The following is a 19,246-nucleotide window of genomic DNA, read 5'->3' on the forward strand; positions in this document are numbered from 1 at the left end:
TGCAAAATGCTATTTGTGAAAATTTAAACAAGTTCTATCTTGTCGCGCACAATACATTATGGTACAATTTGGTTCCGCAGTAATGCGTTGGAGAATATTAAAGAAAAGAAATTACTAGGAAGGAATGAATCATGATTAAGATTGTTGTAATCGGAGCAGGTTACGCAGGCGTTCTTGCCACAAAGAAACTTGAAAAGAAGCTTCGTAAGAAGAAGCTGGCTGATCTTACAGAAATCACTATCATCGATAAGCATCCATATCATACAATGCTTACCGAGCTTCACGAGGTAGCAGCTTGCCGTGTTGGTGAAGAAAGTATCAAAATGAACCTAAAGCAGATATTTGCCGGAAGAAAGGTAAATGTAGTTTTAGATGAAGTTACAAATGTAGACTTTAAAGAACAGAAGGTTAAGGGTAGAACAGAAGAGTATGATTACGACTATTTAGTAGTTGCAGCTGGTTCAAAGCCAACATACTTTGGTGTTGAAGGCGCAAAAGAAAACAGCTGGCCACTTTGGTCATATGACGACGCTGTAGCCCTCAGAGATAGAATTCACAACTGCTTCAGAATGGCAGCTGATGAAGTTGATCCTGCAAAGAGAAAAGAGCTTCTTAGCTTTTATGTTGTAGGTGCAGGATTTACAGGTGTTGAAATGGTAGGCGAGCTTGCTGAGTACACACCTATCCTTTGCAAGAGATTTGGTATCGACAGAGAAGAAGTTACTATCGTTGATGTTGATGGTTTATCTCGTCCAGTACCTATCTTGCCAGAAAAGCTTTCTAACAAAGTAGACAGACGTCTCAAGAAGATGGGTGTCGAAGTTGTTATGAATACAAGCGTTGTTGGCGTTGGCCAAGGCTCTATCAAGCTCAAGCAGAACGACAATGTTACTGAGCACGTAGCTGGAACAGTTATCTGGACAGCAGGTATCGAAAGTTCTGACCTTACATCAGAAATCGCATCTAGAGTACAGAGCGGCGGAAGAGGACGTATTCAGGTAGATGAATACCTTCGTTCAGTAGATTACGAAAACGTATATGTAATCGGTGACAACATGCTCTTTACAGCTCCAGGCGAGGAGCGTCCAGTTCCTCAGATGGTTGAGAATGCAGAACACTCAGCAGCTACAGTTTCAAAGAACATTGTGGCTGAGATTACAAAGTCTGGCGAGAAGGAATCTTACAATCCTAAGTTCCACGGTGTAATGGTTTGCGTAGGTGGACGTTACGGTGTTGCAAGAGGTGGATTAGCAAAGCACCAGATTAACTTTGCTTCATTCTTTGCTATGTTTGCAAAGCATTTTATCAATATTATTTATTTCATCCAGGTTATGGGATGGACAAAGATTATCAGCTACTTAAAGCATGAGTTCTTTACAATCAGAAATAATCGAAGCTTCCTCGGCGGACATTTTTCTAACAAGACACCAAGCTTTTTATTAGTTCCACTTAGATTCTGGCTTGGATGTGTTTGGGTATTCGAAGGTGTAATGAAGATTGTTGAGGGTTGGTTAACAACACCAATGCTTGCAGGCTTCTTCGGTGGAGCAAACTCATGGTTTGATTCACTTCTTGGACGTATTGATCCTGCAGCAACAGACGCAGTTGCTTCAGCTTCAACAGAAGTAGTTGATACAGTAGCTTCAGCATCTACAGCAGTAGCAGATGCAGCAGTTAGCACAGGAACAGTTCTATTTGATTTCAACCTAAAGATATTTGAGCTTATCCTTGTTTCTGGAACTGATTTAGCATCATCAACTATTTCAGATATTGCATTTAAGATTCAGGTTCCATTTGTAGACTGGTTCGTAAACAATGCAGTATTAGCTTCAGATGGTATGCAGATGTTTATGCAGATTGTTATTGTAATTATGCAGATTCTCATTGGTCTTGGACTTATGGGTGGATGCTTCACATTCCTGTCAGCAGGTGTTTCACTTGTACTTCAGGCAATGTTTGTTACAACAACAGGCTTATACTTAAATACATTCTGGATGATATTTGCAGGAATTGCAGTACTTATCGGTGGTGGTTACACAATCGGTATTGACTACTACTTAATGCCATTCTTAAAGAAGCATTGGAAGAACGTTAAGTGGGTAAGAAAGTGGTATCTATATAATGACTAATAATGTAGTAGATTTTGAGACTGCATTTGAACAAGTAAAAAAAGAAGTAGCAAAGCTTTTAACTAAAGGACCAAGCCTTATCAGCGGATATACATCCTATCTGACAGAGGCTACAGGCAAGATGATGAGGGCAAAGGCTGTTTTGGCATGCGCCATGGATGAAAACGACATGGTGCCAAGGGATGCAATTATTTTTGCAGCAGCTGTTGAGACTCTCCATCTGGCCACATTGGTTCATGACGATATCATGGATGATGCTGACACCAGAAGAGGTCAGATAACTCTTCAAAAGAAATCCGGCAAGCGAAATGCTGTGATTTGTGGAGATTATCTTTTAGCTTCAGCTATTAGAGAAATTGCCAGTGTAGATGACACAGATAAATACAAGGATTTTGATTTTTCAAAATATGTAGAGGCAATTGCTTTAGGGGAGCTTCGTCAGAATATCAACAACAGAAATTTTAGACTTGGAACTTTTAGATATCTATCTATCATAGATGGCAAAACAGCAGCACTTTTTGAGGCATCTTTCCATGCTGGTGCCATGGCTGGAAATGCCACAGAAAAAGAAATAAAGCTTTATCGTAGGCTTGGTCGATATACAGGAATTGCATTTCAGCTTACAGATGATTGCATCGATTATGAAGTGAGTGAGGATACAGCATTAAAGCCAGTTCAGTCTGATTTTGAAAATGGAGTAGTTACACTTCCACTTATTCATACATTTGAAGAGGATGCATCACTTGCTGAAAGAGCAGAAAAGGGTCTCATTTCTAAAGAAGAAATTTTGGAAGAAGTATCTAAGCATGGCGGAGTTGAATATACTCATAAGACTGCTGAAAGATACTATAAAAAAGGCGTTGAAGCCATAGAAGCACTTCAGCTCTCCGGTAAAAAGAGAGAGATTTTAGAAGGGCTCATTACAAAGGCCTATGTAGGTCTTAAAAAGTGATATTTGGGTGGTTTCACTACCAAATATATATTTCATCAAAAGTTATTTAAGGAAAGGAATGAAACGATGAAAAAGAGTTTAGTAGCACTTATGTGCGCAGGTGCTCTTTCAGCATCATTATTTGTAGGCTGTGGCTCTACAGATGAGGCTGCTACAGAGCAAACTCAGGCAACTGAGACAACAGAATCAACAACAGAAGAGGCAGCTCCAGCTGCTGTTGCTGCAGAAGGTGAGCTTCTCACAGGTATTGGTACAAGCGTAGCAATCGACAGCTCAGCAGACGCTACTGCAGATGCTGATGGTACAGCACAGGTTGACGCAACAATCGCTGCTGTAACAGTTGATTCAAACGGTGCAATCGTTGAGTGTGTTATCGATATCGCTCAGACAAAGATTGGTATCAGCGCTGACGGAAAGATCACATCTGATCTTGACGCAGAGTATCCTTCAAAGAGAGAGCTCGGCGATGATTACGGAATGAAGGTTGCTTCTGCAATCGGTAAAGAGTGGTATGAGCAGGCAGATGCTTTTGCTGCATGGGCAGTAGGTAAGACAGCATCTGATATTAGCAACATGGCAATTACAGAAGGAAAAGCTGGTGATGAGGATCTTGCAGCTTCTGTATCTATCCATGTAACAGGCTTCCAGGCTGCAGTTCTTGAGGCTATGGATACAGCTGTAGCTGGTGGGGCAGTTGCAGGTGATAAGCTTGGTCTTGGTCTTACAACAAACATTGCAAAGTCAACAGATGCTACTGCAGATGCTGATGGTGTAGCTGAGGCTTACACAACAATCTCTGTTCTTACAGTAAATGGTGATGGCGTAATCACAAGCTCACTTATCGATGCTGTTCAGGCAAAGGTTACTTTCGATGCTAATGGTGCAATCACAGCTGATACATCAGCTGACGTACCAAGCAAGAACGAACTTGGTGATGCTTACGGTATGAAGGCTGCTTCTTCAATTGGCAAGGAGTGGAATGAGCAGGCTGCTGCTTACGCTGAGTACACAGTTGGAAAGACTGTAGACGAAGTAAACGGTACAGCAGTAGAAGAAGGACGTGCAACAGATGCTGACTTAGCAGCTTCTGTATCAGTTCACATCACTGATTTCAACACAGCTATTACAAAGGCTGTTGCAAGTGCACAGTAATTAATTTACAATTTGTAATGTAGGGAGTGTATTTACTACACTCCCTCTATTTTTTTGTGAGTGAGTAGATTATGGATAAGAAAAAGATATTTGGATGCTTAGCAGTAGTCGCATTGATTGCTTTTATAGTATTTATAAAATTTAGTGGAGATGGTCAGAGTGAGGCCCTCACAGAAAAGACCAAGTACAATGCCACATTCTTAGATATATTTGATACAAGAACAGAGATTGTTGGTTACGCTGATTCAGAAGAGGAATTCGCAGAGATGGCTCAGCAACTTAAGGACCAGCTTATCATTTACAACAATCTATATGATATTTATAACGATTATGATGGTGTAAATAATATAAAGACAATCAACGATAATGCAGGAGTTGCGCCTGTAGAGGTGGACCAGGCTATTATCGATATGCTCAAGTTTAGCCAGGATATGTACTATGAAACAGACGGCAGAGTAAATGTTGCCATGGGTTCTGTGCTTTCGATTTGGCATCGCCACAGAGAAATCGGCATGGATGATCCAGAACGTGCTACACTTCCTACAATGGAAGAGCTTGAGGCAGCAGCAGAGCATACAGATATAAACAATCTTATAATTGATGATGAAAACAATACTGTATATCTTTCAGATCCAGAAATGTCACTTGATGTGGGAAGTACTGCCAAGGGATATGCAGTTCAGAAGACTTTGGAATATGCCAGGGAGCAGGGAATGAACAACGTTCTTCTTAGCTTAGGTGGAAATGTTCAGGGCATTGGTGGTAGAATCGATGGTAGCAATTTCAAGCTTGGCATCCAGAATCCAGATATGGACGGTGAGCAGGAATATCTGAAAACTGTAGAAATCCAAGATGGACAGTGTGTAGTTTCAAGTGGTGATTACCAAAGATTCTATGAGGTTGATGGAAAGGTTTACTGTCACATTATCAATCCAGATACACTTTTTCCATCTGATACATTTGGTCAGGTTTCCATTCTCACAGACGATTCCGGAAAGGCAGATGCTTTTTCAACTGCTGTGTACAACATGACTCTGGAAGAAGGTATGGATTTTGTAAATAGCCACGATGGAGTTGAGGCTATGTGGGTGGACCACGAAGGGAATATCTATTATTCCGACAATTTTGAAGAAAGTATTGTAGAGTAATTATGAAGAAAAATGATTTAAAATTAATAGTAACTGTTTTAGCAGTAGCTGTTGTATTCTGGCTTGGCATGAGCTTGTATCAGAAATACAACACGGCAAATCAGGCTTATGTATTAGTTACTATAGATGGAGTGGAGTACGGCAAGTATCCTCTTAATAAGGATACTACCGAAAGAATAGAATTCGAAGATGGTTCTTACAACGTTCTTGAGATTAAGGATGGGGAGGCTCAGATTTCCGAAGCCAGCTGCCCAGATCAAATCTGTGTAAAACATATGCATATTCATTACTCAAAAGAAATGATAGTTTGTCTTCCAAATGGATTGATAGCAGAAATTGTTAACGGTGAGGAAAGAGATATTGATGGTTCTACCCATTAATAGTCTTGCAGGTATAGATTATGAAAACAAATAAGGTGGCACTACTTGGGTTATTTATTGCCCTTGCTTTTGTTCTTTCCTATATTGAGTTTTTACTTCCATTTAGCATCGGAATTCCAGGAGCCAAAATTGGTCTGGCAAATCTTGCTGTGGTAGTTGCTCTTTTTATTATCGGAAAAAAGGACGCTCTAGTATTATCAATCATAAGAGTGTTATTAGTAGGGCTTACATTTGGCAATCTTGCTATGACAATGTATTCAATAGCAGGAGCAGCTCTGTCATATTTAATGATGCTTATTGGCATGAAAACAAAAAAGCTTTCAATCACAGGCGTTAGCGTGCTTGGTGGTGTATTTCACAACGTAGGCCAAATCATAGTAGCTATGCTTGTTCTTGAAACGGCTGGTTTGATTTATTATTTACCATTTTTAGTAATCATTGGAACTATTTCTGGTGTAGTAATCGGAGTTTTAGCGGCAATGATTGTGGAAAGGTTACGTAGAAACCTCAGGTTTTAAATCTGAGGTTTTTTTGTTACGCAAAAGATAGTATAATATAGTATTATATAAAATATTTTAAGGCGGTCTTATGAGATATATAAACATGTCCCAGTTGGAACCAGGTATGAAGCTTGGTTCGGAAGTATTTGATTCATATGGGCGAGTTTTGCTTGGAGGGAAAGCAGAACTTACAAAAGAATACATAGACAGATTAAAATCACTTGGATTTGACGGATTATACATATCAGATGAGCTTTCAAAGGATATCGAAGTAGAACCAATCATCTCGCCAGTCTTGCGAGGTAAAGGTATAGATTGTGTCCGCAGGCAGGATATTGATGGATGTATGATAGTTGCCAAGGAAATGGTTGAGGAGATTCTATCAAAGGCTTCTATCACCATTGATATGAATGACTTGCGTGAGACAGATGACTATACATATTCTCATTCAGTCAATGTGGCGCTTTATTGTGCAATTATCGGTCTTTCATTAGACTACGATGAAAAGGCTCTTGAAGAGCTGGCATTGGCAGGACTTCTTCATGATCTTGGCAAAATGGCTATTCCTAGTGAAATCTTAAATAAAGAGGGACGCTTAACCCAGGAAGAGTATCAGATAATGAAAAGTCATGCTCAGATGAGTTACGACATGCTTAAAGAAAGATGGGATGTTACACCTAATGTTAAGGTGGCGGTGCTTTTCCATCATGAAAATGTGGATGGTAGTGGTTATCCAAGAGGGATTACAGCTGAGGACATGACAGACTACACCAAAATCATCCATGTGGCAGATGTGTTTGATGCACTATTATCAAAGAGGCCGTATAAGAATCCTTATTCTGCATATGAGGTTTCTGAATATATGATGGGTGCTTGTGGAATCATGTTTGACAGGGATGTGGTTATGGCTCTTCTCAAACATGTGCCACTTTATCCTAAGGGTACTGAAATGATTATGTCAGACGGTAGACATTGCATCATTGTTGAAAACAGTGGCTTCCACAATTTACGACCAATCATCAGGCTTATGGATGGCACCACAATCGATCTAACAGAAAAAGATTATCTTAATATCACATTGGTTGCGGCAGCTAGTGCAGATTCTTTCTCTCGAGAATCAGAGGAAGAGCGTAATGTTATGATTCAAGCTTATGAAAGATACAAAGTCATGGTGGTAGACGACATGATGACTAATCTCCAAATGGCGAGGGGAATTTTGGAGTATTTCTACGACTTGACTCTTTTAAAGAATGGTAATCAGGCTATTAAGTATTTGGAAAAGAATGAGCCAGTGGATGCCATTGTTATGGATGTTGATATGCCGGGACTTGATGGCGTAGAGACAGCCAGAAGAATCAGGGAACAGTTACACTTGGAAATACCGATTCTGTTTGTTACTGCTTTAAATGACAGTGAAACAGTGAAAAGGTGTAGAGAAGTGGGAGCTAGCGGTTATATAGTTAGACCGTTTCAGCCTACATTTATCAAATCCGAGTTAAAGAGAATTATTACAGGACGAGGAGATGCTGAATAATGAACGGGGTGTTTACTTTATCATACTTACTTAATGTAGTATGTGTAGCAATTGGGTTTTTCACATTTATAAAGCTAGTATCAAATGATGTTTATCTTAGCAGACACAGAATACTGCCTACTATAGCAGGAATTATCACTGTGTACGATTTCTATCTGTGTATTATTCCATTTGTTCATAGTCAGGATACAGTGGATTTCTTACATCTGCTATGCGACATGTGTGCATTGGTCATCATGTTTATGATGTTTTTCTATTTCTTGTTTATAAAAACACCTAAAAATGTGGCCGTTATAATAACAATTGCAGTTACCATAATGATTGCTCTATGTGTATACGATTTTATAGAGTATTATTTTGGAATTCCAAAGCAAGTTGATGGAGATATGCTTGCAATAATATTTGTATTCATGGCTTCAGTAATAGTTGAGCTTAAAACACCATCAAAAGCATATTTTGACAGAATTGATATTATCGTTGGAAGATACATGCTTTTGGCATTTATAGTTGCTATTACAGGATATTTTTTGCACGACTATTTACTAGGAATGGATGCAATAAGATCTGTAGCATTTGCAATTGATTGCGTCATTTTCTTCTGGCTTGCTATGTCAAACAGAATTGAAGATACAGCAACAATTCTTAAATCAACTATTTTTGATAGAACTGAACGCCCAATAGCTCTTGTAAACTCAGAGTTTTATATTATCGATGCCAATCAAAAGGCAATGGAGCTTTTTGCTGATGGCGAGGGAATAGGTTTTGCTTTTGAGGATGGAACAACAGAAAGCAAATTCGTCCTTGCGGAAAACATGGTAAAAAGAGAAAGAAATGACAGCGAGTATTATGCCTGCGAAAGATGGTATAGAGTACATTACGCGCCTGTTACAGAGGGGCAAGAAGTAAAGGGCTATATCATTTCAGCTGTAGATATTACTCAAGAACATAAAGAAGCTACTAATGCCAAGAAAGAAACGGCACGAAAGAGTCAATTCTTGGCACATATGTCTCATGAACTTAGAAGTCCACTTCATGCCATTATGGGGGTAAGCGATATTCTTGCCACAAAGAAGGATATCTCAGAAAAGAACAAGAATCTTATTTCTAATATTAAGAGGGCTTCTGAAAACTTGCTTGAGTTAGTAAATTCAATTCTTGATTATAGCAAGCTTGAAGCTGGTAAGTTTGAATTTACAGAAAAGGAATATGATTTAAATGCCAACCTGGAGGATATGGCATACTCCACAATATTAAATATACAGTCAAAGCCAATCGACTTCAATTTGGCTATCACATCATCTTACCCTAGATATTTGTTTGGAGATGCAATTAGAGTAAGAGAGATTTTCCAAAATATCTTTTCAAATGCGGTGAAGTATACAGACAAGGGAACCATTCACGCTGAGATTTCCTTTGAAGAACTTGATGATGGCAGAGTAAGAGTTGATTTTTCAGTTGCAGATACAGGTCAGGGAATGTCTCCAGAACAGCTTGAAGAGGTGTTCAATGAGTACGTTTCATCCGCTGATGGAGTAGATACAGAAGGAACAGGTCTTGGTCTTGCCATTACTCGTCAGCTTGTTGCAAAGCTTGGTGGCTCAATCACAGCCGAAAGCGATGGAATATCTGGTTCTGTATTCAAGGGTTACTTCTATCAGAAACAGTGCGGCGGTGAGCGATTGATGGAGCGTGTTCTCAATAGAAGAACACTCTTAAATCCAAATCAGGGCTTCCACGGCTTACCAGAAAAGGTTGACTACATCTATCCTAGAGCCAGGGTGCTTGTGGCTGATGATATGCGTATCAATCTGGAAATTATGCAGCAGTTCCTCTTACCATGGAAATGCGAAGTTATTACTGTGCCAGATGGTGCATCTGCCATCGATGCAGTCAAGGACAATCGCTACGATTTAGTATTTTTAGATCAGATGATGATGCCAGTCAGTGGCTCGGAAGCTTGCAAGAAGATTCGTGAGTTTTCTAATGTGCCAATTGTTCTCGTTACTGCAAATTCCGAAGAAAACGCAAGACATGTTGTGGCTGAATATGGTTTCAGCGATTTCCTTGCAAAGCCAATTCTTGGTGTTAAGCTTCAGGAAATCATGGATAAGTATATGCCAAAGGATTTGGCAGAAAAGAACGACAGGGAAACAGTAGTTTCTGTTGTCACACGAAATCGTCAAAACAGTAGTGTATATCAAAAGACTTTGGATACATTCGTTAAGGAAATGCAGCCACTTCTTTTGAACTTACCTAACTATCGTAAAAACGATAAGGAAATGTTTAAGGTAAAGGTACATGGCATAGGTGGCGTCAGCAAACAAATTGGCAGAGAAACTTTTGCCGAGCAGGCTCAGATAATGGAGATGGCAGCAAAGTCAGAAACATGGAGCTATGTTGATGCACATATGGATGAGTTCCTTAATGCGCTTTGCGAAGTAGTTGAGGATGCCACAAAGGAGCTTACTCAGCTTGCACCAAATGGTATAGAGGAGCAAATCGAAATAATAGACAGTTCTAATGAAGATGTAACAGATATTCTTAAGGAACTGCTGGATGCTTTTGATAAATATGATTTGAACGCTATAGAAGAGGCACTTGAAAAGCTTGATAAGAGCGAAAAAAATCAAGAATTATTAGCACTTTATGGCACTTTGCGGGAGGCCTACGACAACCTGGAATACGAAGAAGGTACTCAGATTTTGGAGGAATATCTTCAGTTAAAATAATTGAGCGTGTTGCAATTCAATAATGTGTTGCGTTATACTCAAACAGGTTGAAAATAATTTTATGGAATAGGATGGTTTATGGGAGATTTTATTATTAGCTGCTGTTCTACAGCGGACGTGACAGAAGAGTTTTTAAAGGAGAAGAACATTGAGCATATCTGCTTTCACTATTATTTAGATGACAAGCCATATGTAGACGATTTATTCAAATCAATGTCTCCACAGGATTTTTATGGCGCTATGGTTGAGGGCGCAATGACAAAGACATCTCAGATTAATGCAGATGAATTTACAGCATATTTTAGAAAGTTTTTAGAGCAGGGGAAGGATGTTATCCATTTAACACTTGCCAGCGGTATTTCAGGTGTTATCAATTCTGCAAGAATCGCAGCAGAGGAGCTTAGAGAAGAGTTCCCTGACAGAAAGCTTGTAGTATTCGATAGCCTTACAGCATCAGCTGGTTATGGTTTATTCATGGATAAGCTTGCTACACTTCGTGATGAAGGATACAGCTTCGATGACTTAGTTAAGTGGACAGCTGATCATATTCAGAATCAGAACACATGGTTCTTCACTACAGACCTTACATTCTTTATCAGAGGTGGTCGTATATCAAAGATTTCTGGATGGTTTGGTACAGCTCTCAATATTTGCCCACTTTTAAATGTCAACGATGAAGGAAAGCTTATTCCAAGACAGAAGTGCCGTGGTAAAAAGATGGTTAAGAAGGCAGCTCTTGCAGCAGTAAAAGAGCGTATTGAAAATGGTGAAGATTACGATCAGAATATCTTCATCACTCACTCTGTTTGCTACGATGATGCTAGAGAAATGGCCGATATGCTTGAGGAAGCATTCCCTAAGATGAAAGAGAAAATCCGTATTTTCGATATTGGTCCTACTATTGGAGCACACACTGGTCCAGGTACAGTAGCAATTGGATTCTGGGGCAGAGAAAAAGAGAGATAAATTATGAAAGAGAAAATTAAAAGCCTAAGACTAAATATTACAATATCTGCACTACTCAGTGTTATTATTGGTATTATGCTTTTGATATTTCCAGAGGAAAGCTTAATAACAATTAGCCGAGTTATTGCATGTATTATTGTTTTGGCTGGTATATCAGTGATAATCAGCCAGATTTATGAATTTGGAATGAATGCACTTGGAATAGTTGTTGGAGCTATTCTAGCAATAATTGGTGTATGGATTTTTAAAGCACCATCTTCAATTGTTTCTATCATTCCTATCGCCATCGGAGTAATCCTTATTGTACATGGTGTTATGGATTTAGGAATGTCAATCGAAGCAACAAAAGCCCATGCCCCTCGAGTTTGGATATCATATATTTTTGCTGTATTAAAAATGGCCCTTGGTGTCGTTTGCATTATGGCAGCTTTTAAGCTGGTAACGGTGGCTGTTCAGGCTATTGGTATTATGCTTATATATGATGGAATTGCAGATTTTGGTATTGTTCACAAGGTTAGAAAAGCAACAGGCTCTGTTGTAGATGGAACAATTACCCGAGAGGAAGATATATAATGGGTCAAATGGAATTTAAAATGGAACGCACAGGTCTCCTTAATATAGGAGACGTGCTTTCCATCACAGAATACGAGCTGCCTAATTCATACTATTATGTGTTAGGCAGGTCTTTTGCTATGTCGGCAAATTACACAACTTTGGAACGTATTAAGGCCAAAGAGGGAAAAGTGGTAGATGTAAAAGAGACCCCTAAGGGCTTCTATGTTACAGTTGAATATCAGGATTCTTAAGGAGATATATGAATAATCAATCGCAGAATGCAATAGATATTGTTCTTGCTGAAAGCTTAAAAGAGCTTGCTAAAACAAAACCTATTGAGAAAATTACAATTAAAGAGATTACTGATAAGGCGGGCGTAATTCGTCCAACATTCTACAATCACTTTCAGGATAAATACGAACTGCTTGAATGGATTACCGTCAATGAATTGTTTAGACCTATAGATCCGCTATTGTCCAATGGGATGTTAAAAGAGGCAATCACTTTTGTGCATACTACTATGGAAAAGGAAAAGGATTTCTATAAGCGTGCAGCACAGTTGGAGGGACAGAATTCTTTCAACGAAATATACAACAGATGCGTTGCAAATGCTGTTCAAAAATATATTGATGTTGAAAGCCTTGTACAGATGGCCGATTATAAATGGCTCTCCAAAGAGCTTGTGGCAGAGTTTTTAGGCCACTCTATTAGCTGGATTACAATTCAGTGGATTAAACGAGGCATGACAGTACCAGTTGAAGAATTAACAGATGTTTACGTTAAATTGTTCCATAATTCGCTGATTGAAATAGTTTCAAACAAGTAGAATACAAATATATTACATTGTATCTTGCTAACAAACATGGTTTGGTGGTTGAATATTTTAGTAAATAAAAATTAGAGATATTATAAAGATATATTAGGAACGGAGTTAGGAAATATATGAGCTGGTTGGAAAACCTGCTGATGATAGCAGGTATTTTATTAGATGTATTTGCCGCTATGGAAATACAAGGAGCTATGATTGCTCGTATTAGAAAGCGCACCATAGTTATCGCATGTACCGTTGTGGCAGGGTTGGAATTGATTTTTTATTTTATTGGTTTTGTTATTTGCAGACTGCTTGCTATAAACGGATATGTGTCAGATCCTATGAATTACGGCGAGATAGTAGCAGTTGTAGTATTAGCATTTCTTGGTATTCGTCTTATTGCAAAGGCTATCAAGAGAGAATTCATACAGGAAAAGCGCAAGGATGTTCTTAGAGTTTGGGATTACATCAAAATTGTTGTTGTCTCATGCATCTATACAGCAGCTGCAGGATGTGCATGCGGCCTTGTAGGAACTACAATCTGGCAGATTATAACCATCATTCTTCTTATTTCAGTATTGATGGTTTTAGCAGGCCTTTACACAGGTCTTCACTTCGGATTCGAAATGAAAACAGTTGCATACGTAGCTGGCGCAGCTCTTTTATGGGGCGTTGGCGCAGAGATATTTTTACACAGAGTTATAGAGATTATCTAAAAAAGAGCTTACAGATTTCTGTAAGCTCCTTTTTTTATGCAAGTGAATTATATGGATCGATTTTCTTAAGGATGGAATCCTTTAAAAGCATTTCACTGCTTGATACTTTACTTTTTAGGAATTCAAGCTTTTGGTCTTGACCATTTTCTCTATAGTAATCAGCCAGAAGAGTGTAGGTTTCGCTGATATCGGAGCCGATACCTACAGCAAATTCCAGTGTCTCAAGAGCATCCTTGTGAAGCCCTGCTTCCTTAAGGATTTTAGCGTAAGAATTAAGCAAAACGCATACCCGGTCGAAGTCCTCGCCAATCTTTGTCATAGTTTCAAAATTAGGCACGCCATATTCTAGTTTTAAATCTGTGTTTGTCTTTCCAGAAAGGTTTAAAAGCTTGTGTGTAGACAATTCTTGAAGTTCATTTTCGATTTCAAGAACTTTTGGGTCATCAGTAAAATTTAATGGAAATTTCTCTATTGGAATGGTAATATATCTTAGATTAGATATATCTTTTGCAGGGGTTATATTGGCGGCCCTTTCGCGGTCCCAAAAATCTTTCTGCTGTTTTTCTTGTTTAGCATCAAGACTCTTTATTCTAAAGGTCAGCCAAATTAAGAATATTAAGAAAAAAGGTAAAATCGGGAAGCCCATGGTTTCTCCTTTACATATTAAGTGAGGTATTTATATGAAGCGTTCTAAGAAGCATCAAATAATCGCAGGAGCAATCCTTGTAGTAGTGCTTGTATGCATGGTATTTACCACATTCGCTGCTGCTATAATCTAAGTTTACTTTGCGCACAATCTAATGTAAAGAGGATTTTGTTATGAATAGAAAGAACATATTACCTATATTATTGGCAGCAAGCATGGTTAGTGGTCTTTTTGCAAATACTACCTTTGTTCAAGCAGATGAAATAGAAGAATCTGAAGCATCCGTATCTGATGAAGAGCTTGCCAATGAAGAGGCTGAATCAGCAGTTTCAGATGAAACTGATGACAGAATTATCCCAGATGGCATCACCATCGAAGGAATATCAGTTGGTGGAATGACTGTTACTGAGGCAGATGCAGTAGTAGCTGATTATTTTTCACAGTATGATGATGTTGAATTCACTCTATCAGCTAATGACCAGACTATATCTGCTACTGGAGCAGACCTTTGCATCGGGGCTAAAAATAGCGACGTTACAGTAAAGGCTGCCACATATGGCTCATATGGTAATTTCGGTGAGAGATTCAAAGCATCACAGGATTTAGCAGAAGGTCGTACAAAGGATTTTGCTTTATCACTTGGAGTTGATAAGGATGGAGTTATCCTCTATCTTAATTCAGCATCTACACAGGTAAATGACGAAGCCAGTGATGACTATCTTACCAGAGAAAACGGAGAATTCGTATTCCATGAAGGAACATCTGGTGTAGTCGTTCAGATTGAAGAATCAGCAGCTATCATTGTTGATTATATTGAAAATAGCTGGGATGGAAGCGCAGCTACAATAGCACTTGCTACTGAGGTCAAAGAACCTAGAGGAAGCAAGGAAGAGCTTGCGGAAATCACAGATTTACTTGGAAGCTACAGCACAGACTACAGTTCATCATCTGCAGCTCGTAAAAATAACGTTGCAAATGGTGTTGGATTTATTAACGGCACAATCCTTTATCCAGGGGATGAATTTTCAGTGCTTAATACAATCACCCCATTCTCAGCGGAAAATGGCTATATGCTTGCAGGCTCATACGAAAACGGAACTACTGTAGAGACTTACGGCGGTGGTATTTGCCAGGTTTCTACTACTTTATATGGTGCAGTGAGAGAGGCGGAATTAGAGGTAATCACTCGTTCATGTCACTCTATGATTGTCACATACGTACCACCTTCACAGGATGCAGCTATTGCAGAATCTGGTGGAAAGGACTTCCAGATTCGAAACAATAAAAATTATCCTATCTATATCGAAGGATATTGCGATGGCAACAATGCTTATTTCAATATCTACGGTAAGGAAGAGGATGACGCTGGTCACAGCGTTGAATACGAGACAGAAATTACAGGTGTGAATGTTCAGGCAACCACATGGGTCGCAGATCCAAATGTGCCACTTGGAAAGATGACTACAACAGTCAGTGGACATACAGGATACACTGCTCGTCTTTGGAAGATTGTTTATGAAAATGGCGAGGAAGTAAGTCGTGATGTTTACAACAACAGCCGTTACAATCCATCCAACAGAACAGTTACTGTAGGTATAGCATCGACAGATCCAAATCTTTCATATGCTATGCTTCAGGCGGTGAACACACAGGATGCAGCCACAATCGCAGCAGCTATTTCCATGTATGCACCAGGAGTAGTTAATTCAACACCATTTGAAATCACTCCAAAGTATTCTGTTACAAATCCAACAACGGACACAACAACAGACACAACAACAGACACCACTACAGATACAACTACAGACACTAATACAGACACAACAGTTACAGACAACTCAGAAATATAATTATGGAAATTGGAAAATTACCAGAGAGCGTTCTTAAGCGCTCCGTCATTAAACAACTACATGTAAAACGACCAGAGGTTGGCAATGGCCCAGGAATTGGCGAGGACTGTGCCACACTGAGCGTTGGCCCAGACGAAGAAATCGTTCTTTCCACTGACCCAATTACCGGTACAGCATCCGATATTGGTGAGCTTGCAGTTACCATTTCTGTAAATGACTTGGCAAGTGCAGGTGCAGAGCCTATCGGCATCCTTCTTACAGTGCTTCTCACACCACGTATGAGAGAAGCAAAGCTAAAGGCCATCATGGAACAGGTGGATGCAGCATGCAAACGCTACAATGTACAGGTTATCGGCGGTCACACAGAGGTTACAGAGGCTGTCAATCAGCCACTCATTTCAGTGACAGCAGTAGGCAAGGTCAAGAAAGGCCAGATGATTTCTACAGGTGGGGCAAAGCCAGGCATGGATATTGTTCTCACAAAGTGGATTGGCCTTGAAGGAACATCCATCATCGCAAAGGACCACGAAAAGGAACTGTTAGAGCGCCTTCCACAGTCGTTGATTGACACAGCAAAGAGCTTTGATCAGTATCTTAGCGTTCTTCCAGAAAGCCGCATCGCTGTGGAGCATGGCGTAGCAGCTATGCACGATGTTACTGAAGGCGGCATATTTGGTGCACTTTGGGAGATGGGAGAGGCCTCAGGCGTTGGCCTTGATGTTGATTTAAAAGCCATTCCAGTAAAACAGGAGACCATCGAAGTCTGCGAGTTTTTCGGAATTAATCCATACGAGTTAATTTCTTCAGGAGCGATGCTAATCGCAACCGAGGATGGCAATGGGCTTGTTAGAAAGCTTCGTGATGCGGGGGTAGCATCCGCCATTATCGGGAAGTCCAACTCTTCGAATGATAAGCGTGTAATAAATGGTGATGAGGAACGATTCCTTGAGCCACCAAAGACAGACGCATTGTATAACGTACATTAGCTAAGAAAGTTTAGGGGTGATTATAATGAGAGAAAAGATTTTAACTTACATTGAACATAACAGTAGGATTGATTTAGCAGATTTAGCCATGATGCTTGGTACAGACGAGGCTACAATCATGAACGAGCTTGAGGCAATGGAAAACGAGCACATCATTTGCGGCTATCCTACTCTTATCAACTGGGATAAGGCAAGCGTAGAAAAGGTATCAGCTCTTATTGAGGTACGTGTTACACCTCAGAGAGGTATGGGTTTTGATAAGGTGGCTGAGCGCATCTACAACTATCCTGAAGTTGATGCTGTTTATTTGATCTCAGGAAGCTATGATTTCATGGTTTCAATTGAGGGCCACACACTTAGAGAGGTTGCAGATTTTGTTTCTGCTAAGCTTTCTCCACTTGATTCAGTGCTTAGTACACAGACTAACTTTGTCCTTAAGAAATACAAGGACCACGGCATAATTATGGCGGAAAAGCATGTTGATGAGAGGGAGAAGGTGAGCTTATGAGAAATCCTTTAAATCAAACTATTACAGAAATTAAGCCATCTGGTATCCGTAAGTTTTTCGACATTGTTGCAGAAATGCCAGATGCTATTTCCCTTGGTGTTGGCGAGCCAGACTTTGATACACCATGGAAGGTTAGAGACGAAGCAATCTATTCTCTTGAGAGAGGACGTACATTCTACACCTCAAACTCAGGTTTAAAAGAGCTTCGTATTGAAATCGCTGATTTTTTAAAGCGCCATTATAATCTAGAATACAATCCACTTACTGAAATGCTTATGACAGTCGGTGGTTCAGAAGGTATCGACATAGCTCTTCGTGCTATGCTTGATCCAGGTGACGAGGTTCTTATTCCACAGCCTAGCTATGTTTCTTATGAGCCTTGTACCATTTTGGCAGGTGGTAAGCCAGTGCCTATCAATCTTAAGGAAGAAAACGAATTCAGACTTAAGCCTGATGAGCTTGAGGCAGCCATCACAGACAAGACAAAGCTTCTTATCATGCCTTTCCCAAACAACCCTACAGGTGCTGTTATGGAAAAAGAAGATTTGGAGCCAATCGTAGAGCTTGTTAAAAAATACGATTTATTTGTTCTCACAGACGAAATCTACGGAGAGCTTACATACACTGGTGAAGGACATGTTTCAATTGCCAGCTTCCCAGGAATGAAGGAAAGAACAATTTACATCAATGGCTTTTCAAAGAGCCATGCTATGACTGGATGGAGATTGGGATATGTATGTGCACCAGAAATCCTTGTAAAGCAGATGACAAAGATTCATCAGTTTGCTATTATGTGTGCACCTACAACAAGTCAGTATGCAGCTGTTACAGCTATTCGCGATTGCGACGAGGACGTTGCAAATATGCGCGAAGAGTACAATGACAGACGTAGATATCTTGTGAATCGTTTCAAGAAAATGGGAATTAAATGTTTTGAGCCATACGGCGCATTCTACATTTTCCCATCGATTGCAGAATTCGGAATGAGTTCAGAAGAATTTTGTACAAAGCTTCTTCGCGAAAAGGAAGTTGCGGTAGTTCCAGGTACAGCATTTGGAGCGAGTGGTGAAGGAAATGTGCGTATTTCTTATGCATATTCTCTGGAAAATCTCAAGCGTGCCATGGACCGCATTGAAGAGTTCGTGGAAGAATTGAGAGCGAATTAATTTAGAAAGAGTAAGTAAAAATGTTAAATATTGTATTACATGAGCCCGAAATTCCAGCAAACACTGGAAATATTGGGCGTACATGCTGTGCCACAGGCACACGTCTTCATCTGATTGAGCCACTTGGTTTTGTGCTCACAGACAAGACTGTGAAAAGAGCCGGCATGGATTATTGGGATAAGCTTGAAGTTTTCCGATATGATGATTGGGAAGATTTCAAGGCAAAGAATCCTGATGCAAAGGTTTATATGGCTACTACAAAAGCCAAAAAGACACATACCCAGGTGAATTATGAACCAGACTGCTACATTATGTTTGGCAAGGAATCAGCAGGCATCCCTGAAGAAATCCTTGTTGAAAATGAGGAGAATTGCGTTCGTATTCCAATGGGACACGATATTAGATCACTTAATTTATCAAATTCAGTTGCTGTTGTTTTATACGAGGCACTGAGACAGAATGATTTCCTCGGACTTGAAACTGAGGGCAATTTGCATAGACTCAACTGGAAGGAATAG

19 protein-coding genes are annotated in these 19,246 nt (G+C 39.7%); 18 read left to right on the top strand and 1 reads right to left on the bottom strand.

Translation table 11 applies throughout. The features are described from left to right. Positions 1-131: 131 nt before the first annotated feature. From BM102_RS06835 to BM102_RS06895, 13 genes are all read left to right on the top strand, one after another. On the top strand, positions 132-2,129 hold the full coding sequence (locus BM102_RS06835; RefSeq protein ID WP_177194928.1) for an NAD(P)/FAD-dependent oxidoreductase: 1,998 nt from the start codon (positions 132-134) through the stop codon (positions 2,127-2,129). Then, positions 2,122-3,081 (top strand): polyprenyl synthetase family protein, encoded by a 960-nt coding sequence (locus BM102_RS06840; protein ID WP_090480332.1) that lies wholly within the window; start codon positions 2,122-2,124, stop codon positions 3,079-3,081. The genes BM102_RS06835 and BM102_RS06840 overlap by 8 nt, the downstream gene beginning before the upstream one ends. Positions 3,082-3,147: 66 nt before the next feature. Continuing rightward, entirely contained in the window at positions 3,148-4,233 is a 1,086-nt protein-coding gene (locus BM102_RS06845) for a hypothetical protein (protein WP_090480335.1), read from the top strand. Between the two features lie 71 nt (positions 4,234-4,304). Next, positions 4,305-5,381, top strand: a complete 1,077-nt coding sequence (locus BM102_RS06850) for an FAD:protein FMN transferase (RefSeq protein ID WP_090480337.1) — start codon at positions 4,305-4,307, stop codon at positions 5,379-5,381. Positions 5,382-5,383: 2 nt separating this feature from the next. Next, positions 5,384-5,761, top strand: a complete 378-nt coding sequence (locus BM102_RS06855; RefSeq protein WP_090480340.1) for a NusG domain II-containing protein — start codon at positions 5,384-5,386, stop codon at positions 5,759-5,761. A 20-nt stretch (positions 5,762-5,781) separates the two neighbouring features. After that, positions 5,782-6,279, top strand: a complete 498-nt coding sequence (locus BM102_RS06860; protein ID WP_044938203.1) for a Gx transporter family protein — start codon at positions 5,782-5,784, stop codon at positions 6,277-6,279. Positions 6,280-6,349: 70 nt separating this feature from the next. Then, positions 6,350-7,795, top strand: coding sequence for an HD domain-containing phosphohydrolase (locus tag BM102_RS06865; protein WP_090394653.1), 1,446 nt, complete (start codon positions 6,350-6,352; stop codon positions 7,793-7,795). Continuing rightward, positions 7,795-10,524 (top strand): response regulator, encoded by a 2,730-nt coding sequence (locus tag BM102_RS06870; protein WP_090480342.1) that lies wholly within the window; start codon positions 7,795-7,797, stop codon positions 10,522-10,524. The genes BM102_RS06865 and BM102_RS06870 overlap by 1 nt, the downstream gene beginning before the upstream one ends. Before the next feature lie 78 nt (positions 10,525-10,602). Beyond that, positions 10,603-11,490, top strand: coding sequence for a DegV family protein (locus BM102_RS06875; protein ID WP_090480345.1), 888 nt, complete (start codon positions 10,603-10,605; stop codon positions 11,488-11,490). 3 nt (positions 11,491-11,493) lie between these two features. Next, on the top strand, positions 11,494-12,063 hold the full coding sequence (locus BM102_RS06880) for an HdeD family acid-resistance protein (RefSeq protein ID WP_090480348.1): 570 nt from the start codon (positions 11,494-11,496) through the stop codon (positions 12,061-12,063). Then, the gene (locus tag BM102_RS06885) at positions 12,063-12,296 is read left to right on the top strand and encodes a hypothetical protein (protein ID WP_044938181.1); all 234 of its coding nucleotides are present in this window, start codon (positions 12,063-12,065) and stop codon (positions 12,294-12,296) included. The genes BM102_RS06880 and BM102_RS06885 overlap by 1 nt, the downstream gene beginning before the upstream one ends. Positions 12,297-12,304: 8 nt before the next feature. After that, on the top strand, positions 12,305-12,871 hold the full coding sequence (locus BM102_RS06890; RefSeq protein ID WP_044938178.1) for a TetR/AcrR family transcriptional regulator C-terminal domain-containing protein: 567 nt from the start codon (positions 12,305-12,307) through the stop codon (positions 12,869-12,871). A 116-nt stretch (positions 12,872-12,987) separates the two neighbouring features. Further along, positions 12,988-13,572: a manganese efflux pump gene (locus tag BM102_RS06895; RefSeq protein ID WP_044938175.1), complete on the top strand. Its 585-nt coding sequence runs from the start codon at positions 12,988-12,990 to the stop codon at positions 13,570-13,572. A 34-nt stretch (positions 13,573-13,606) separates the two neighbouring features. On the opposite strand, the gene BM102_RS06900 is transcribed toward BM102_RS06895, so the two are convergent. Next, on the bottom strand, positions 13,607-14,218 hold the full coding sequence (locus BM102_RS06900) for a hypothetical protein (RefSeq protein ID WP_090480350.1): 612 nt from the start codon (positions 14,216-14,218) through the stop codon (positions 13,607-13,609). A gap of 173 nt (positions 14,219-14,391) precedes the next feature. Between BM102_RS06900 and BM102_RS06905 the strand changes: the two genes are divergently transcribed. The 5 genes from BM102_RS06905 to trmL are packed head-to-tail and all read left to right on the top strand — an operon-like array spanning position 14,392 to position 19,246. Beyond that, positions 14,392-16,068, top strand: coding sequence for a VanW family protein (locus BM102_RS06905; RefSeq protein ID WP_090480352.1), 1,677 nt, complete (start codon positions 14,392-14,394; stop codon positions 16,066-16,068). A 2-nt stretch (positions 16,069-16,070) separates the two neighbouring features. Further along, the gene (locus BM102_RS06910; protein ID WP_044938171.1) at positions 16,071-17,054 is read left to right on the top strand and encodes an AIR synthase family protein; all 984 of its coding nucleotides are present in this window, start codon (positions 16,071-16,073) and stop codon (positions 17,052-17,054) included. Positions 17,055-17,079: 25 nt separating this feature from the next. Then, positions 17,080-17,562, top strand: a complete 483-nt coding sequence (locus tag BM102_RS06915; RefSeq protein ID WP_033154496.1) for an Lrp/AsnC family transcriptional regulator — start codon at positions 17,080-17,082, stop codon at positions 17,560-17,562. After that, positions 17,559-18,728, top strand: a complete 1,170-nt coding sequence (locus BM102_RS06920) for a pyridoxal phosphate-dependent aminotransferase (RefSeq protein ID WP_090480354.1) — start codon at positions 17,559-17,561, stop codon at positions 18,726-18,728. Before BM102_RS06915 ends, BM102_RS06920 begins: the two co-directional genes overlap by 4 nt. 20 nt (positions 18,729-18,748) lie before the next feature. Then, complete coding sequence (gene trmL, locus BM102_RS06925; RefSeq protein ID WP_044938167.1) at positions 18,749-19,246, top strand: tRNA (uridine(34)/cytosine(34)/5-carboxymethylaminomethyluridine(34)-2'-O)-methyltransferase TrmL; 498 nt, start codon at positions 18,749-18,751, stop codon at positions 19,244-19,246.

The organism is Pseudobutyrivibrio sp. JW11 (genome assembly GCF_900115355.1).
In the GTDB taxonomy this organism is placed as follows: domain Bacteria; phylum Bacillota; class Clostridia; order Lachnospirales; family Lachnospiraceae; genus Pseudobutyrivibrio; species Pseudobutyrivibrio ruminis.

Coding starts and splice junctions, on each gene's coding strand:
- BM102_RS06835 (WP_177194928.1), top strand. CDS start 132: ATGATTAAGATTGTTGTAATCGGAGCAGGTTACGCAGGCGTTCTTGCC.
- BM102_RS06840 (WP_090480332.1), top strand. CDS start 2,122: ATGACTAATAATGTAGTAGATTTTGAGACTGCATTTGAACAAGTAAAA.
- BM102_RS06845 (WP_090480335.1), top strand. CDS start 3,148: ATGAAAAAGAGTTTAGTAGCACTTATGTGCGCAGGTGCTCTTTCAGCA.
- BM102_RS06850 (WP_090480337.1), top strand. CDS start 4,305: ATGGATAAGAAAAAGATATTTGGATGCTTAGCAGTAGTCGCATTGATT.
- BM102_RS06855 (WP_090480340.1), top strand. CDS start 5,384: ATGAAGAAAAATGATTTAAAATTAATAGTAACTGTTTTAGCAGTAGCT.
- BM102_RS06860 (WP_044938203.1), top strand. CDS start 5,782: ATGAAAACAAATAAGGTGGCACTACTTGGGTTATTTATTGCCCTTGCT.
- BM102_RS06865 (WP_090394653.1), top strand. CDS start 6,350: ATGAGATATATAAACATGTCCCAGTTGGAACCAGGTATGAAGCTTGGT.
- BM102_RS06870 (WP_090480342.1), top strand. CDS start 7,795: ATGAACGGGGTGTTTACTTTATCATACTTACTTAATGTAGTATGTGTA.
- BM102_RS06875 (WP_090480345.1), top strand. CDS start 10,603: ATGGGAGATTTTATTATTAGCTGCTGTTCTACAGCGGACGTGACAGAA.
- BM102_RS06880 (WP_090480348.1), top strand. CDS start 11,494: ATGAAAGAGAAAATTAAAAGCCTAAGACTAAATATTACAATATCTGCA.
- BM102_RS06885 (WP_044938181.1), top strand. CDS start 12,063: ATGGGTCAAATGGAATTTAAAATGGAACGCACAGGTCTCCTTAATATA.
- BM102_RS06890 (WP_044938178.1), top strand. CDS start 12,305: ATGAATAATCAATCGCAGAATGCAATAGATATTGTTCTTGCTGAAAGC.
- BM102_RS06895 (WP_044938175.1), top strand. CDS start 12,988: ATGAGCTGGTTGGAAAACCTGCTGATGATAGCAGGTATTTTATTAGAT.
- BM102_RS06900 (WP_090480350.1), bottom strand. CDS start 14,218: ATGGGCTTCCCGATTTTACCTTTTTTCTTAATATTCTTAATTTGGCTG.
- BM102_RS06905 (WP_090480352.1), top strand. CDS start 14,392: ATGAATAGAAAGAACATATTACCTATATTATTGGCAGCAAGCATGGTT.
- BM102_RS06910 (WP_044938171.1), top strand. CDS start 16,071: ATGGAAATTGGAAAATTACCAGAGAGCGTTCTTAAGCGCTCCGTCATT.
- BM102_RS06915 (WP_033154496.1), top strand. CDS start 17,080: ATGAGAGAAAAGATTTTAACTTACATTGAACATAACAGTAGGATTGAT.
- BM102_RS06920 (WP_090480354.1), top strand. CDS start 17,559: ATGAGAAATCCTTTAAATCAAACTATTACAGAAATTAAGCCATCTGGT.
- trmL (WP_044938167.1), top strand. CDS start 18,749: ATGTTAAATATTGTATTACATGAGCCCGAAATTCCAGCAAACACTGGA.